Below are 18074 nucleotides of genomic sequence, written 5' to 3'. Positions count from 1 at the left end.
GCATCTCCACCCTGCACTTCGTCCCCTCCATGCTCCGCGCCTTCCTGGAGGAGCCGGGACTCGAGAAGCTCTCGGGCCTGCGCCGCGTCGTGTGCAGTGGTGAGGCTCTCTCCTCGGAGTTGGTGGCTCGCGCCCACTCGCGCCTGCCCGCCTCCGCGGAAGTCCACAACCTCTACGGCCCCACCGAGGCCGCCGTCGACGTCTCCTTCTTCCACTGCGCTCGCGGCTCCTCCCGCTCCTCCGTCCCCATCGGCAGGCCCGTCGCCAACACCCGCCTCTACGTCCTCGACTCCCTCGGCCAGCCCACTCCCATCGGCGTCCCTGGTGAGCTCTTCATCGGCGGCGTCCAGGTCGGCCTCGGCTACTGGCGCAAGCCCCAGCTCACCGCCGAGCGCTTCATCCCCGATGCGTTCTCCGACGCTACCGAGGCTCGCCTCTACCGCACCGGCGACGTCGCTCGCTGGCTGCCCGACGGCACGCTCGAGTACCTCGGCCGCTCCGACTTCCAGGTCAAGCTGCGCGGCTTCCGCATCGAGCTCGGTGACATCGAAGCCGCTCTCCTCTCTCACCCCTCCGTCCGCGACGCCGTCGTCCTCGTTCGCGAGGACTCCCCCGGCGACCAGCGCCTCGTCGCCTACGTCACGGGAGACGCGGAGCCGTTGACGGCTGAACTGCTGAAGACCCATCTCCAGCCGCGCCTGCCCGAGTACATGGTGCCGTCGGCCTTCACGCACCTGGGCGTGCTGCCGCTGTCTCCGAGCGGCAAGGTGGACCGAAAGGCCCTGCCCGCTCCTGATGCGCCCGTCGCGCAGCCCGGCAGGTACGTGGCGCCCCGGACACCGCTGGAGGAAACGCTCGCCACGCTCTTCGCGCAGGTGCTCGGCATCGAGCGCATCGGGATTCACGACGGCTTCTTCGAGATGGGCGGCCACTCGCTGCTCGCCACGCAGGTGGTCGTCCGCGTCCGGGGCGCGCTGGGCCTGGAGCTGCCCCTGCGCACGCTGTTCGAGGCACCCACCGTGGCCGCGCTCGCGGCGCGTCTGGATGCCCGATCCCAGGGCACGAGCCCGAGCGGGGAGCAACCGCCCCTGGTTCGCGTGGACCGCACGGGACGACTCCCGCTCTCCTTCGCGCAGCAGCGTCTGTGGTTCCTGGATCAGCTCCAGCCGGGCATGGCGCTCTACAACATGCCCGTGGCGCTGCGCCTGTCCGGACGTCTGGAGCACACCGCGTTCCAGCAGGCCGTGGACGAACTGGTGCGCCGCCACGAGTCCCTGCGCACGACGTTCCGCGTGGTGGAAGGGGAGCCTCATCAGGTCATCCACCCCGCCCTGCCCGGAAACCTCCGGGTGGTGGACCTCTCGGGCCGGTCCGCCGAGCAGCGAGCGGAAGAGACGACGCGGCTCGCGATGGAGGACGCGAGCCGTCCGTTCGACCTCGCCTCGGGTCCCCTCATGCGCACCACGTTGCTGGTGCTGGAACCGAACGAGCGCGTGCTGCTCTTGTGCATGCACCACACCATCTCCGACGGCTGGTCCCAGACGGTGCTGGTGCGCGAGTTGGTCCAGCTCTACGAATCGTTCCGCCAGGGCCTCCCGTCTCCGCTGCCAGAGCTGCCGATTCAGTACGCGGACTATTCCCTCTGGCAGCGCGACTGGCTCCAGGGCGCGACGCTCCAGACGCAGCTCGACTGGTGGAAGGGCCGGCTCTCGGGTGCCCCGGGCATGCTGGACCTGCTCACCGACAAGCCTCGCCCGGCGGTGCTCTCGCACCAGGGCGCCAGCATCCCCCTGAGCCTGTCACCCGCGCTCAGCAACGCGCTGGAAGCCCTGGCTCAACGTGAGCGCGTCACGCCCTTCATGCTGTTGCTGGCCGGCTTCCAGACCTTGTTGCACCGGTACTCGGGGCAGGACGACATCCTCATCGGCTCGCCCATCGCGGGTCGCCACCATGCCCGGACGGAGGGCCTCATCGGCTTCTTCGTCAACACCCTGGTGCTGCGCGCCCGCTTCGCCCCGGACCTCACGTTCCGGGGCCTGCTGGCCCAGGTCCGCGACATGACGCTCGGGGCCTACGAGCATCAGGACATCCCCTTCGAGCGGCTGGTGGAGGAGCTTCAGCCGACGCGTGACTTGAGCCGCACTCCGCTGTTCCAGGCCCTCTTCGCCCTCCAGAACATGCCGACCGCGGAGATGGCACTGCCGGAGCTGACGCTGCGAAGCGTGGACGTGGAACACACCGCCAGTCGCTTCGAGCTGGAGCTGGCCCTGACCCGAACGACGGAGGGCTACAGCGGAATCCTGTCCTTCAACACGGAGCTGTTCGAGCGCTCCACCGCCGAGCGCTTCGTGGCGCACCTGCTGCGCCTGCTGGAAGCGGCCGTCGCCGAAGCGGACGCGCCGCTCTCCGCCCTCTCTCTGATGACGGAGGCCGAACGCCAGCGCGTCCTCGTCGAGTGGAATGACACCCGCGCGGACTACCCGTCCGAGGCCACCCTGCCCCTGCTGTTCTCTGAGCAGGTCCGGCGTACGCCCGAGGACATCGCCCTCCAGTTCGAGGGCCAGCACCTCACCTATGCGGAACTCGACGCGCGCTCGAACCAGCTCGCTCGACACTTGCTGTCCCTGGGCTTGGGGCAGGAGCCGCGCCTCGCCGTGTGCATTCCGCGGAGCCTGGAGCTGTACGTGGCGCTGCTCGGCATCCTCAAGGCCGGCGGCTGCTACGTCCCGCTCGATGCGAGCCATCCGTCGCGGCGCATCGCCTTCATGCTCGAGGACTCCAACGTCGCCGGTGTCCTCACCGTGAGCGCGGTCCAGGGCGTGCTGCCCTCGGGTGAGTGGCCCGTGGTGGTGCTCGACACCGACTCTCCCCTCATCGCGAGTCGGTCCTCGGAGCCGATCTCCGTACCGCTCTGCTCGGACAACCTCGCGTACGTCACGTACACGTCGGGCTCCACCGGCACACCCAAGGGCGTGGCCATCACCCATCGGGGCGTGCTGCGACTCATCTTCGGCGCGGGCTTCGCGTCTCGTGATCCTGGCGAGGTCATCCTCCAGGTGATTCCGCTGACGTTCGACCCTTCAGCGCAGGAGATCTGGAGCGCGCTGCTTTCGGGAGCGCGGCTCGCCGTGTATCCGCCGGGGACGCCGGAGGTGACGGAGCTGGCCCGCGTCATCGACGAGCACCACGTCACCACCGCGCAGCTCGCCAGCGCCCTCTTCGACGTCATGCAGCGGCACGAGCCAGAAGCCCTGTCCCGACTGCCCCGGCTGTGGGTGGGTGGCGACGTGCTGCCCGTCCCCACGGCGCGCGAGCGGCTGGCGCGAGGGCTCTCACTCACCAACGTATACGGGCCCACGGAGGCCACCGTGGTGACGACGCTGCAGGTGCTGTCACCGGGCGAGCCCCTGGGCGATTCCATCCCCATTGGCCGGCCCATTCCGAACACCCAGGTCTACGTCCTCGACGCCTCGCTGCGGCCTGTCCCGGTGGGCGTGCCCGGCGAGCTGTTCATCGGTGGCCCGGGCCTCGCGCGGGGGTACCAGGGACGTCCCGCGCTCACCGCCGAGCGCTTCGTTCCGCATCCCTTCTCCACCACGCCCGGCGAGCGCCTCTATCGCACGGGAGATCGCGTGTGCTGGACGCAGGACGGTGTGCTCCGCTTCCTCGGACGCATCGACCTCCAGGTGAAGTTGCGCGGCTTCCGCATCGAGCTGGGTGAAATCGAGTCCTCCCTGCGCGCGCATCCCGAGGTGCGCGAGGTGGCCGTCGTCATTCGGGAGGATGTGCCCGGCGACAAGCGCCTGGTGGCCTACGTCGCCACCACCGACGGCAACGCTCCCTCCGGCGAGGACCCCAAGGCATGGCTGCGGCAACGGCTGCCCGAGTACATGGTGCCCGCACACGTCATGTACCTGTCCACCCTGCCGCAGACGACGCACGGCAAGGTGGACCGCAAGGCCCTGCCGGTTCCGGAGACGTCCGTGACGACGACACCGGAGGATGCGGCACCGCGAAGCCCGCTGGAGGCCCAGCTCGCGACCATCTGGGCGGAAGTCCTGCATCGCGACACCGTGGGCCGCCACGACAACTTCTTCGAGCTGGGCGGCCACTCACTCATGGCGACACAGGTGGTGTCGCGCATCCGCGCCGCGCTGGGCGTGGAGCTTCCGCTGGCCAGGCTGTTCAGCGCCCCCACGGTGGCGGAGCTGGCGGCGAAGCTCGGTTCGGCCACGAAGGTGAAGGCCCCGGCCCTCACGCGCGTCCCGCGCACGGACGACCTGCCGCTGTCGTTCGCCCAACAACGCCTGTGGTTCATTGACCAGCTCGAGCCGGGGTCCACGCTGTACAACAGCCCGCTCCCCCTGCGCCTGGAAGGCACGCTGGATGAGCGCGCCCTCCGTCAAACCTTCGACGAGTTGGTCCGGCGCCACGAGTCGCTGCGCACCACGTTCCGTTCCGAGGCGGGCCAGCCCGTCCAGAAGATCAGCCCCGCGACCGTCGTGCCCATGCAGAAGGTGGACCTGTCGGACATGGACCCGGAGGACCTGCGCACCGCGGAGGCCAACCGGCTGGTGAACGAAGAGGCCCGTCGTCCGTTCGACCTGGCACGCGGCCCGCTGCTGCGGACGCTGTTGCTGAAGCTCCGGCCCCAGGAGCACATCCTGGTCCTCCACGTGCACCACATCGTGTCGGACGGCTGGTCGCTCGGCGTGTTCGTGCGCGAGATGACGGCGCTGTACGAGGCCTTCCGTCGAGGGCTCCCGTCGCCGCTTCCGGAGCTGTCCATCCAGTACGCGGACTACGCCGTCTGGCAGCGCTCATGGTTGCGAGACGACACGCTCACGGAGCAGGTCGGCTGGTGGAAGCAGCAGTTGGAAGGAGCGCCCTTCGCGCTGGACATGCCCACGGACAAGGTGCGTCCGGCGGTGTTCAGTCACCGGGGCGCCCTCGTCGATGTGCGCCTTCCGCTGAATCTCTCCCAGGCCGTGGAGGCGCTGGCGCACAAGGAAGGCGCCTCACCCTTCATGGTGCTGCTGGCCGCGTTCCAGACGTTGCTCCACCGGTACTCGGGGCAGGATGACATCCTCGTCGGCTCGCCCATCGCCAACCGCAACCTGGGGGACACGGAGGGGCTGATTGGCTTCTTCGTGAACACGCTGGTGCTGCGCGCGCGCTTCGGCCCGAAGCAGGGCTTCCGCGAACTGTTGGCGCAGCTGCGCGACAGGACGCTGGGTGCGTACGAGTACCAGGGCGTTCCCTTCGAGAAGATGGTCGAGGAGCTCCAGCCGCGGCGCGACGCGAGCCGCACCCCGTTGTTCCAGGCCATGTTCACGCTCCAGAACGCGCCGCTGCCGGAGATCGTCCTGCCGGAGCTGTCCGTGTCTCCGGCCGACCTCGACGAAACGGGCCTCGCCCTGGTCGAGCTGGGGCTGGACCTGACCCGAACCCCCGAGGGCTTCAACGGTGCCTTCAGCTACAGCACCGACCTCTACGAGCCCGCGACGCTGGAGCGCTTCTCCCTGCACTTCCTGATGTTGCTGCGAGCCATCGTCGCGCAGCCGGAGACGCCGCTGTCGGAGCTGCCGTTGCTGTCACCGGAGGAGCGCCAGCAGCTGCTCCTGGAGTGGACGGGCGAGCGCGAGGAGCTGCCCGCCGATGCGCGCATCCACGCGCTCATCGAGGCGCAGGTGGCCAGGACTCCCGACGCGGTGGCGGTGGTGTCGGGCGAGGACTCCGTCACCTATCGCGAGTTGGAGGCCCGGGCCACGCGGCTGGCGCGGCGCCTGCGCGAGCTGGGTGTCGGCCTGGAGACGCGCGTCGCCGTGTGCATGGAGCGCTCGGTGGAGTTGCTGGTGTCGCTGCTCGGTGTGCTCAAGGCCGGTGGCGCCTACGTGCCGTTGGACCCGGAGTACCCGGCGGAGCGACTGGCCTTCATGTTGGAGGACAGCGGCGCGCGCGTCGTGGTGTCGCGCGGACCGGCGCGCGAGAAGCTGGGAGACCTGGCCGGGCGCGACTGGCTGGACGTGGACACCGTGCCTCGCGAGGGTGACGTGGCGGCGCTCACGGTGGACGTGCCTCCGGAGGCGGCGGCGTACGTGCTGTACACGTCCGGCTCGACGGGGCGCCCCAAGGGCGTGGTGGTGCAACACCGCTCGTTGGTGAACTTCACGCGGGCGGCGTGGAAGACCTATCCCGTGGAGCCGGGCGACCGGATGCTTCAGTTCGCGTCCATCAGTTGGGACACGAGCGCGGAGGAGATCTATCCCTGCCTCACGCGAGGCGGGACGCTGGTGCTGCGCACGCCGGACATGTTGGACGCGCCGGCGGTGTTCCTCGCGAAGTGCGAGGCGGCGGGTGTGACGCAGCTCAACCTGCCCACGGCGTTCTGGCACGAAATCACCGCGAGCCTGGAGGAGGGCCGCGCCCGTCTGCCGAAGCAGCTCAAGTGGGTGGTGATTGGCGGTGAGCGCGCGGCCCCCGAGCGATTGGCCGCATGGCGGCGCGGCGCGGGCACGGCCATTCCCCTGCGGAACACCTACGGGTTGACCGAGGTGACGGCGGTGGCCACTGCGGTGGACCTGATGGCGGTGAGCAACGACGAGGGCGCGCGGGAAGTGCCCATCGGTCGACCGCTGACGAACGTGACGACGTACGTGCTCGACAGCGCCTTCGAGCCCACACCGACGGGCGTGGTGGGCGAGCTGTACATCGGTGGCGAGGGCGTCGCGCGCGGCTACCTCGGACGCGCGGACCTGACGGCGGATCGCTTCACCCCCAATCCCTTCGGCCAGGGCGAACGGCTCTACCGCACGGGCGACAAGGCCCGCTGGAAGCGGGACGGGGGCTTGGAGTACCTCGGTCGAGGCGACACGCAGGTGAAGCTGCGCGGAGTCCGCATCGAGCTGGGTGAAATCGAAGCGGCGCTCCGCGCGGTCCCCGAGGTGCGGGACGCGGTGGCGCAGGTGCGTGAGGACGTCCCCGGTGACAAGCGCCTGGTGGCGTACGTGGTGCCCTCCGGGGCGACGCAGGACGCGGTGCCGGAGCTGGACGTGCTGGCCTTGCATGACCAGCTCCAGCGGCGGCTGCCCGCGTACATGATGCCGGCGGCCTTCGTGCCGCTCGCCGTGTTGCCGCTCACGCCCAACGGCAAGGTGGACCGCAAGGCCCTGCCCGCGCCGGATGCGAACCTCCACCGCGTCACCCGGGCGCACGAGCCGCCCGCGACGCCCATGGAGGAGCGACTGGCGGAGCTGTGGCGCGAGTTGTTGCGAGTCCCCACGGTGGGCCGTCGCGACAACTTCTTCGAGCTGGGTGGCCACTCGCTGATGGCCACGCGGTTGGTGGCGCGCGTCCGCGACGAGTTCAGCGTGGAGCTGGGACTGCGAGCCTTCTTCGAGGCCCCCACGCTGGCGGGGCTCGCGGAGCGCCTCACCAGCGCGACGTCGAGCAGCTCACTGCCGGAGCTGGGACGGCGTCGTGGACAAGGCCCCGTGCCCCTGTCCTTCGCGCAGCAGCGTCTGTGGTTCCTGGACCAGCTCCAGCCGGGCACATCGCTCTACAACATGCCCGTGGCGCTGCGCCTGTCCGGGCGCCTGGAGCACACCGCGTTCGAACGAGCCGTGGACGAACTGGTGCGCCGCCATGAGTCCCTGCGCACCACGTTCCTCGCGGTGGAAGGCGAGCCTCATCAGGTCATCCACCCCGCCCTGCCCGGAAACCTCCGGGTGGTGGACCTCACAAGCCGATCCGCCGAACAACGGGCCGAAGAGACGACGCGGCTCGCGATGGAGGACGCGAGCCTTCCGTTCGACCTCGCCTCGGGTCCCCTCATGCGCACCACGCTGGTGGTGCTGGAGCCGAACGAGCACGTGCTGCTCTTGTGCATGCACCACACCATCTCCGACGGCTGGTCCCAGGCGGTGCTGGTGCGCGAGTTGGTCCAGCTCTACGAGTCGTTCCGCCAGGGCCTCCCGTCACCGCTGCCGGAGCTGCCGATTCAGTACGCGGACTACTCCCTCTGGCAGCGCGACTGGCTCCAGGGCGCGACGCTCCAGACGCAGCTCGACTGGTGGAAGGGCCGGCTCTCGGGTGCCCCGGGCATGCTGGACCTGCTCACCGACAAGCCTCGCCCGGCGGTGCTCTCGCACCAGGGCGCGAGTGTTCCCCTGAGCCTGTCTCCCGCGCTCAGCAACGCGCTGGAGGCCCTGGCTCAACGTGAACGCGTCACACCCTTCATGCTGTTGCTGGCCGGCTTCCAGACCTTGCTGCACCGGTACTCAGGGCAGGACGACATCCTCATCGGCTCGCCCATCGCGGGTCGCCACCATGCCCGGACGGAGGGCCTCATCGGCTTCTTCGTCAACACCCTGGTGCTTCGCGCACGCTTCGCCCCGGACCTCACGTTCCGGAGCCTGCTGGCCCAGGTGCGCGACATGACGCTCGGGGCCTACGAGCACCAGGACATCCCCTTCGAGCGGCTGGTGGAGGAGCTTCAGCCGACGCGTGACTTGAGCCGTACACCGCTGTTCCAGGCCCTCTTCGCCCTCCAGAACACGCCAGACGCGGAGATGGCACTGCCGGAGCTGATGCTGCGAAGCGTGGACGTGGAATACACCGTCAGTCGCTTCGAGCTGGAGTTGGCCCTGACCCGAACGACGGAGGGCTACAGCGGAGGACTGGCCTTCAAGACGGACCTGTTCGAGCGCTCCACCATCGAACGACTGGGGGCGCACCTGTTGCGCCTGCTGGAAGCAGCCGTCGCCGACGCGGACGCGCCGCTCTCCACCCTGTCGCTGATGACGGAGATCGAACGCCAGCGAGTCCTCGTCGAGTGGAATGACACCCGCGCGGACTACCCGTCCGAGGCCACCCTGCCCCTGCTGTTCTCCGAGCAGGTCCGGCGTACGCCCGAGGCCATCGCCCTCCAGTTCGAGGGCCAGCACCTCACCTACGCGGAGCTCGACGCCCGCTCGAATCAGCTTGCTCGACACTTGCTGTCCCTGGGCTTGGGGCAGGAGCCGCGTCTCGCCGTGTGCATTCCGCGGAGCCTGGAGCTGTACGTGGCGCTGCTCGGCATCCTCAAGGCCGGCGGCTGCTACGTCCCGCTCGATGCGAGCCATCCGTCGCGGCGCATCGCCTTCATGCTCGAGGACTCCAGCGTCGCCGGTGTCCTCACCGTGAGTTCGGTCCAGGGCGTGCTGCCCTCGGGTGCCTGGCCCGTGGTGGCGCTCGACACCGATGAGGTGCGCATCGCGACCCAATCCGAGGCTCCGCTCTCCGTACCGCTCTGCTCGGACAACCTCGCGTACGTCACGTACACGTCGGGCTCCACTGGCACACCCAAGGGCGTGGCCATCACCCACCGGGGAGTGCTGCGGCTCATCGCCGGCATGGGTGTCTCGTCTCGCGAGCCCGGCGAGGTCATCCTCCAGGTGACTCCGCTGACGTTCGACCCCTCAGCGCTGGAGATCTGGAGCGCGCTGCTCACGGGAGCGCGGCTCGCCGTGTACCCGCCGGGGACACCGGAGGTGACGGAGCTGGCCCGCGTCATCGACCAGCACCAGGTCACCTCCGCGGTGCTCGCCACCGCCCTCTTCGACGTCATGCAGCGGCACGAGCCGGAGGCCCTGTCCCGACTGCCTCGGCTGTTGGTGGGAGGCGACGTGCTGCCCGTCCCCACGGCTCGCGAGCGGCTGGCGCGACGGCTTGCGCTCATCAACGCGTACGGCCCCACGGAAGCGACCGTGGCGGCGACGCTGCAGGTGCTGTCACCGGGCATGCCCCTGGGCGACTCCATCCCCATTGGCCGGCCCATTCCGAACACCCAGGTCTACGTCCTCGACGCCTCGCTGCGGCCCGTCCCGGTGGGCGTGCCCGGCGAGCTGTTCATCGGAGGCCCGGGCCTCGCGCGGGGGTACCAGGGACGTCCCGCGCTCACCGCCGAGCGCTTCGTTCCGCATCCCTTCGCCACCACGCCCGGCGAGCGCCTCTATCGCACGGGAGATCGCGTGTGCTGGACGCAGGACGGTGTGCTCCGCTTCCTCGGACGCATCGACCTCCAGGTGAAGTTGCGCGGCTTCCGCATCGAGCTGGGTGAAATCGAGTCCTCCCTCCGCGCGCATCCTGAGGTGCGCGAGGTGGCCGTCGTCATTCGGGAGGACGTGCCCGGCGACAAGCGCCTGGTGGCCTACGTCGCCACCACCGACGGCAACGCTCCCACTAGCGAGGACCCCAAGGCGTGGCTGCGGCAACGGCTGCCCGAGTACATGGTGCCCGCGCACGTCATGTACCTGTCCGCCCTGCCGCAGACGACTCACGGCAAGGTGGACCGCAAGGCCCTGCCGGTTCCGGACGCGTCTGGCTTCGACACAGGGAGTCCGCACGAGCCGCCCGCGACGCCCATGGAGGAGCGACTGGCGGAGCTGTGGCGCGAGTTGCTGCGAGTCCCCACGGTGGGCCGTCACGACAGCTTCTTCGAACTCGGCGGCCACTCGCTGATGGCCACGCGGTTGGTGGCGCGCATCCGCGACGAGTTCAGCGTGGAGCTGGGACTGCGAGCCTTCTTCGAGTCCCCCACGCTGGCGGGGATCGCGGAGCGCCTCACCAGCGCGACGTCGAGCAGCTCCCTGCCGGAGCTGGGAAAGCCTCGCGGCCAGGGCACCGTGCCCCTGTCCTTCGCGCAGCAGCGCCTGTGGTTCCTGGATCAGCTCCAGCCGGGCACGTCGGTCTACAACATACCGGTGGCGCTGCGCCTGTCCGGGCGCCTGGAACCCACCGCGTTCCAGCAGGCCGTCGACGAACTGGTGCGCCGCCACGCGTCGCTGCGCACCACGTTCCGCGCGGTGGAAGGCGAGCCTCATCAAGTCATCCACCCCGCCCTGCCCGGAAACCTCCGGATGGTGGACCTCACGAGCCGGTCCGCCGAGCAGCGGGCGGAAGAGACGACGCGGCTCGCGATGGAGGATGCGAGCCTTCCGTTCGACCTCGCCTCGGGGCCGCTCATGCGCACCACGTTGCTGGTGCTGGAGCCGAACGAGCACGTGCTGCTCTTGTGCATGCACCACGCCATCTCCGACGGCTGGTCTCAGACGGTGCTGGTGCGCGAGCTGGTCCAGCTTTACGAGGCTTTCCGCCAGGGCCTTCCGTCGCCCCTGCCGGAGCTGCCGATTCAGTACGCGGACTACTCCCTCTGGCAGCGCGACTGGCTCCAGGGTGAGACGCTTCAGACGCAGCTCGACTGGTGGAAGGGCCGGCTCTCGGGAGCAGCTGGCACGCTGGACTTGCTCACCGACAAGGCTCGCCCGGCGGTGCTCTCTCACCAGGGCGCCAGCATCCCCCTGAGCCTGTCACCCGCGCTCAGCAACGCACTGGAGGCCCTCGCTCAACGTGAGCGCGTCACGCCCTTCATGCTGTTGCTGGCCGGATTCCAGACCTTGCTGCACCGGTACTCGGGGCAGGACGACATCCTCATCGGCTCGCCCATCGCGGGCCGCCACCATGCCCGGACGGAGGGTCTCATCGGCTTCTTCGTCAACACCCTGGTGCTGCGCGCCCGCTTCACGCCAGATCTCACGTTCCGGGGCCTGCTGGCCCAGGTGCGCGACATGACGCTCGGGGCCTACGAACACCAGGACATCCCCTTCGAGCGACTGGTGGAGGAGCTTCAGCCGACGCGTGACTTGAGCCGCACTCCGCTGTTCCAGGCCCTCTTCGCCCTCCAGAACACGCCAGACGCGGAGGTGGCACTGCCGGAGCTGACGCTGCGAAGCGTGGACGTGGAACACGCCGTGAGTCGCTTCGAGTTGGAGCTCGCCCTGACCCGAACTCCGGAGGGCTACAGCGGAGGACTGGCCTTCAAGAAGGAGCTGTTCGAGCACTCCACCATCGAGCGACTGGGGGCGCACCTGCTGCGCCTGCTGGAAGCGGCCGTCGCCGAAGCGGACGCACCGCTCTCCGCCCTGTCGCTGATGACGGAGGCCGAACGCCGGCGCGTCCTCGTCGAGTGGAATGACACGCGCGCGGACTACCCGTCCGAGGCCACCCTGCCCCAGCAGTTCTCTGAGCAGGTCCGGCGCACGCCCGAGGCCATCGCCATTCAGTTCGAGGGCCAGCACCTCACCTACGCGGAACTCGACGCGCGCTCGAACCAGCTCGCTCGACACTTGCTGTCCCTGGGCTTGGGGCAGGAGCCGCGCCTCGCCATATGCATTCCGCGGAGCCTGGAGCTGTACGTGGCGCTGCTCGGCATCCTCAAGGCCGGCGGCTGCTACGTCCCGCTCGATGCGAGCCATCCGTCGCGGCGCATCGCGTTCATGCTCGAGGACTCCAGCGTCGCCGGTGTCCTCACCGTGAGCGCGGTCCAGGGCGTGATTCCCTCCGGGCCCTGGCCCGTGGTGGTGCTCGCCACCGACTCTCCCCTCATCGAGAGCCAGTCCGCGGAGCCACTCTCCGTGCCGCTGGCTTCGGACAGTCTCGCGTACGTCACGTACACGTCGGGCTCCACCGGCACACCCAAGGGCGTGGCCATCACTCACCGGGGCGTGCTGCGCCTCGTCTCCGGCATGGGCTTCGCGTCTCGTGAGCCGGGCGAGGTCATCCTCCAGGTGGCTCCGCTGACGTTCGACCCGACGGCGCTGGAGATCTGGAGCGCGCTGCTCACGGGGGCGCGGCTCGCCGTGTACCCGCCGGTGACACCGGAGGTGACGGAGCTGGCCCGCGTCATCGACGAGCACCACGTCACCACCGCGCTGCTGGCCACCGCCCTCTTCGACGTCATGCAGCAGCATGAGCCGGAGGCCCTGTCCCGACTGCCCCGGCTGTGGGTGGGTGGCGACGTGCTGCCCGTCCCCAGGGCTCGCGAGCGATTGGCGCGTGGGCTCGCGCTCACCAACGCGTATGGCCCCACGGAAGTCACCGTGGTGACGACGCAACAGTCGCTGCCACCGGGCGAGCCCCTGGGCGACTCCGTCCCCATTGGCCGGCCCATTCCGAACACCCAGGTCTACGTCCTGGATGCGTCGCTGCGGCCCGTCCCGGTGGGCGTGCCCGGCGAGCTGTTCATCGGAGGCCCGGGCCTGGCACGTGGCTATCAGGGACGTCCGGCGCTCACCGCCGAGCGCTTCGTTCCGCATCCCTTCGCCACCACGCCGGGAGAGCGCCTCTATCGCACGGGAGACCGCGTGTGCTGGACGCAGGACGGCGCGCTCCGCTTCCTGGGACGCATCGACCTCCAGGTGAAGGTGCGTGGCTTCCGCATCGAGCTGGGTGAAGTCGAATCCGCCCTGCGCGCGCATCCCGAGGTGCGCGAGGTGGCCGTCGTCGTCCGGGAGGATGTGCCCGGCGACAAGCGCCTGGTGGCCTACGTCGTCACGGCCGACGGCAAGGCCCTCACCGGTGAGGAGCCGAGAGCGTGGCTGCGGCAACGGCTGCCTGAGTACATGGTGCCCACGCACGTCATGTACCTGTCCGCGCTCCCTCAGACGACGCACGGCAAGGTGGACCGCAAGGCCCTGCCGGTGCCGGACGCGTCTGGCTTCGACATGGGGAGGGCGCACGAGCCGCCCGCGACCCCGTTCGAGTCGAGACTGGCGGAGCTGTGGACGGAGCTGCTCCAGGTCCCCCGCGTGGGCCGTCACGACAGCTTCTTCGAGCTGGGCGGCCACTCGCTGATGGCGACCCGACTGGTGGCGCGCATCCGCGCGGAGCTGGGCCTGGAGCTGGGCGTCCGTACACTCTTCGAGTCCCCCACGCTGGCGGGGCTCGCGGAGCATCTCCAGCGCGGGCTGTCCATGGAACGAGGGCTCGCGGTGCTGCCGCCGCTGGTGCCCGTGCCGCGAGGAGGCGCGCTCCCGCTGTCCTTCGCGCAGCAGCGCCTGTGGTTCCTGGACCAGCTCCAGCCCGGACAGGCGCACTACAACATCCCCTGGGCGCTCAAGCTCCTGGGCACGGTGAACCTGACGTCGCTCCAGCGTGCCTTCGACGCGCTGGTCCAGCGTCACGAGTCACTGCGCACGACCTTCACGATGGAGGGCGGCGAGCCGCGACAGGTCATCCATGCGACGGCGACTCCGCCGTTCAACGCGGTGGACCTGACGAAGCTGCCTCCCGAGCAACGTGAGGCCGAAGTGCTCCGCCTCTCCACGGAGGACGCGCTCCGTCCGTTCGACCTGGCCGCGGGTCCCCTGCTGCGAGTCACCGTGCTGCACGTCACGCCGACGGAGCACGTCCTGCTCGTGTGCATGCACCACATCGTCTCGGACGGCTGGTCCATGGGCGTGCTGGTGCGTGAGCTGACCCAGCTCTACGAGGCCTTCCAGCGAGGAGCGCCGTCGCCCTTGCCGGAGCTGCCGGTGCAGTACGCCGACTACGCGGTGTGGCAGCGAGGCTGGCTCAAGGGTGAGGCCTTGAGTGAGCAGCTCGGGTGGTGGAAGCGTCACCTCGATGGCGCCGCTCCCGCGCTGGAGCTGCCCACGGACAAGCCTCGTCCGGCCGCGCTCTCGTCCCATGGCGGACTGGCGTCCCTGCGACTGTCTCCCGCGCTGAGCGACGCGGTGGACGCGGCGACCCGCCGCGAGAAGGTCACGCCCTTCATGCTGCTCCTGGCCGCGTTCCAGGCCCTGCTCCAGCGGTACTCGGGACAGGACGACGTGGTGGTCGGCTCGCCCATCGCGGGCCGTCGACATGCACAGACCGAGGGCATGCTGGGTGTCTTCATCAACACCCTGGCGCTGCGCGCGCGCTTCACGCCGGAGCTGACCTTCCGAGGTCTGCTGGCCCAGGTGCGTGACACGACACTCGGCGCCTATGAGCACCAGGACCTCCCGTTCGAGCGACTGGTGGAAGAACTCCAGCCCGCGCGGGACCTGGGCCGCACGCCCCTGTTCCAGGCCATGTTCGTGCTCCAGAACGCACCGACTCCCGAAGTCGCGCTGTCGGACCTGACGCTCAAGAGCGTGGACGTGGAGCACAGCTCGACCAAGTTCGAGCTCAATCTCCACATGGTCCGAGCGACCGACGGCTACCGGGGCGGTCTCGTCTTCAGCACCGACCTGTTCGAGCCGGCCACCGCCGAGCGCCTCATGCACCACTTCCAGCACCTGCTGGAGCGCGCGCTCGCCACGCCGGATGCCCCGCTGGCCACGCTCTCGCTGCTCACGGATGATGAGCGGAAGCGACTGCTCCTGGACGCCCCCCCGGTCGAAGCGAGTGTGCAGCCGGGGCATCCCTTCCATCGCCTCTTCGAGCAGCAGGCCGCGCGGACTCCCGAAGCCCCCGCGCTTCGCTGCGAGGACCAGGCGTGGAGCTACCGTCAGCTCGACCAACGCGCCAATCAGCTCGCGCATCACCTGCGCGCGTTGGGTGCCGGGCCGGATGTGCCCGTGGCCCTGTGCCTGGAGCGTGGCGTGGAGGTGGTCGCCGCGCTGCTCGCGGTCCACAAGGCGGCAGCGGCCTACGTTCCGCTGGAGCCGTCGCAGCCCGCGGCGCGCCTGCGCGGCCTCGTGGAAGAAGTGTCCGCGCCCATCGTCATCACGGAGGCGCGCCTCGCGGGTGCCTTCGACGGACTCGACGTCCGGTGCGTGCGGATGGATGAGGACGCGGCGCTGCTCGCGAACCAGCCTGTCCACGCGACGGGAGTCGAAGTCGGCCTGGAGCACCTGGCCTACGTGCTCTTCACGTCGGGCAGCACGGGTCGCCCCAAGGGCGTCGCGGTGCCGCACGGCCAGCTCATGAGCTACGTGCACGCGGCCATCGACCGGCTGCGGCTGACCGAGTGCTCGAGCTTCGCGATGGTCTCCACCTTCGCCGCGGACCTGGGCAACACGGTGCTGTTCCCCGCGCTCGTCACGGGTGGGCTGCTGCACGTGTTGACGCAGGAGCGGGCGCGAAGTCCGGAGGGAGTGGCCGAGTACTTCCAGCGCCACGCGGTGGACTGCGTGAAGATCGTCCCGTCGCATCTGGCCGCGTTGCTGACGGTGCCGGAGCCGCGACGTGTCCTTCCGCGCAAGCGACTGGTGACGGGCGGCGAGTCGTCGTCGTGGGCCCTGCTGGAGAAGGTCCACGCGCTCGCGCCGGAGTGCGAGGTCTTCAATCACTACGGGCCGACGGAGACGACGGTGGGTGTCCTCGCGGGGCGGGTGGAGCTGCCGCCCGGTGACAAGGCCCCCGCGCAGGTCCCGCTCGGTCGGGCATTGGGGCAGACGCGCCTGTACGTGCTGGACGCGGGCCTGCGGCCCGTCCCCGTGGGGATGCCCGGCGAGCTGTACGTGGGTGGCCCCCAGGTGGCCCGAGGCTACTTCGGGCGTCCCGAGCTGACGGCGGAGCGCTTCCTCGCGGACCCGTTCAGCACGGCGAGCGAGGCACGCATGTACCGCACGGGAGACCGGGTCCGGTGGCTCGCGGATGGCCGCATGGAGTTCATCGGACGCATGGACTTCCAGGTGAAGGTGCGCGGCTTCCGGGTCGAACCCGGCGAGATCGCCGCGGTCTTGCGCGAGCACGCGTCCCTGCGAGACGCGGTCGTGGTGACGCGAGACGATGGCGCGGGAGACAAGAGGCTCGTGGCCTACATCGTGGCCTCGACGCCGCCCGCGCCGGATGTGGCCACGCTGAGAACGTGGCTCCAGCAGCGCCTGCCCGAGTACATGGTGCCGTCCGCCTTCGTCGCCCTGCCCGCCCTGCCGCTGACGCTCAACGGCAAGGTGGACACGAGGGCCCTGCCGGAACCGTCCGTCGATGCGTCCGGAACGGAGTCCGCGCTGCCGCCGAGGACACCTCTGGAGCTGCGGCTGGTGCGCATCTGGGAAGAGGTGCTCGGAGTCCGCGCCGTCGGAGTCCGCGCCAACTTCTTCGAACTGGGTGGTCACTCGCTGATGGCCGTGCGCCTCATGGCGGAGGTGAGCGAGGCGGTGGGCCGCCCGGTTCCGCTGGCCGCGCTCTTCCAGGCGCCCACGGTGGAGCAGCTCGCGGTCCTGCTCAGCGACAACGCCCCTCTCACCCCGTCCACCGTGGTGCCCTTCGGAGCCCCGCGCCCTGGCGGGAAGACGCCGTTCTTCTGCGTGCACCCCGTGGGAGGCAACGTCCTCGCCTACGCCGAACTGGCCCGTCGACTCGGAGCGGAGCGTCCCTTCATCGGCCTCCAGGCGCGGGGCGTGAACGGGGAAGCAGCACCGCGAGGCACCGTCGAGGAGATGGCCCAGGCCTACGTGACGGCGATGCGTGAGGTCCAACCCTCGGGGCCCTACCTGTTGGGAGGCTGGTCACTCGGCGGCGTCATCGCCTACGAGATGACGCAGCAGCTCCGCGCACAGGGGGAGCAGGTGGAGCTGCTCGCGCTCATCGACAGCTACGCCCCGGACGTGACGCGGGCCCAGGAGCCGTCGGAGTTGGATCGGTTGCAGGTGGTCGGCATGTTCGCGAGAGATTTGCTCGGGGCGTCGCTGACGAACCTCGCTCTCGACTTCGGCGCGCTCGCTTCGCTGGAGCCGGACGCGGTCCTGGAGCACCTGCTCGCGGCGGGCACCCAAGCGGGAGTCCTTCCTCCCGGAACGGACCCCGAACAACTGAAGTCCCTGCTGCGGGTGTTCGAGGCGAACCTGGGTGCCGCGCGTCGCTACGTGGCGAAGCCGCTGTCCACGCGCGCGGTGCTGTTCAAAGCCACCGAGCACGACGCGGAGCTGCCCACGGATGGCGGCTGGTCCGCGCTCATCGGTGAAGGACTGGAGCGTCACCCGGTGAAGGGAGACCACTACGGACTGCTGCGTGAGCCCGGCGTGCAAACCCTGGCCGAGCGACTGCGGGATGCGCTGAAGTCCTCGCGCTGAGCAGGAACGTGAGGTGGCTGCCGCGACTCGGACATGGAGGTCCGACGCGGCAGCCACGTGAGGACTCGCTTCCACTGCGTCATGTGCATGTTCTCCATTCGTTGTGGGCTCTGAACCCGTCAACGGCTTGGAGAGACCTGGACGCCGTTGTGATGGGGCGAACTGTTACCCGCTGGAGCGGAGCACGTGCGCAGCGGCTCGCGAGGCCTGTCTCGGGGCCGCGGTCGAACTCGAGCCACCCGCGACGAAAGG

1 protein-coding gene is annotated in these 18074 nt (G+C 69.7%); it reads left to right on the top strand.

All coding sequences use genetic code 11. The features are described 5' to 3' along the window. The coding region (locus tag HUA75_RS33495) for a non-ribosomal peptide synthetase (protein ID WP_174488708.1) at window positions 1-17822 on the top strand (17822 nt) is incomplete at its 5' end. Window positions 17823-18074 lie beyond the last annotated feature (252 nt).

The sequence above is a fragment of the Myxococcus sp. CA040A genome (assembly GCF_013336725.1).
Lineage (GTDB): Bacteria > Myxococcota > Myxococcia > Myxococcales > Myxococcaceae > Myxococcus > Myxococcus llanfairpwllgwyngyllgogerychwyrndrobwllllantysiliogogogochensis.
The sequence above is the reverse complement of the archived record's forward strand: the minus strand, read 5'-3'. Positions and strand labels throughout refer to the sequence as shown.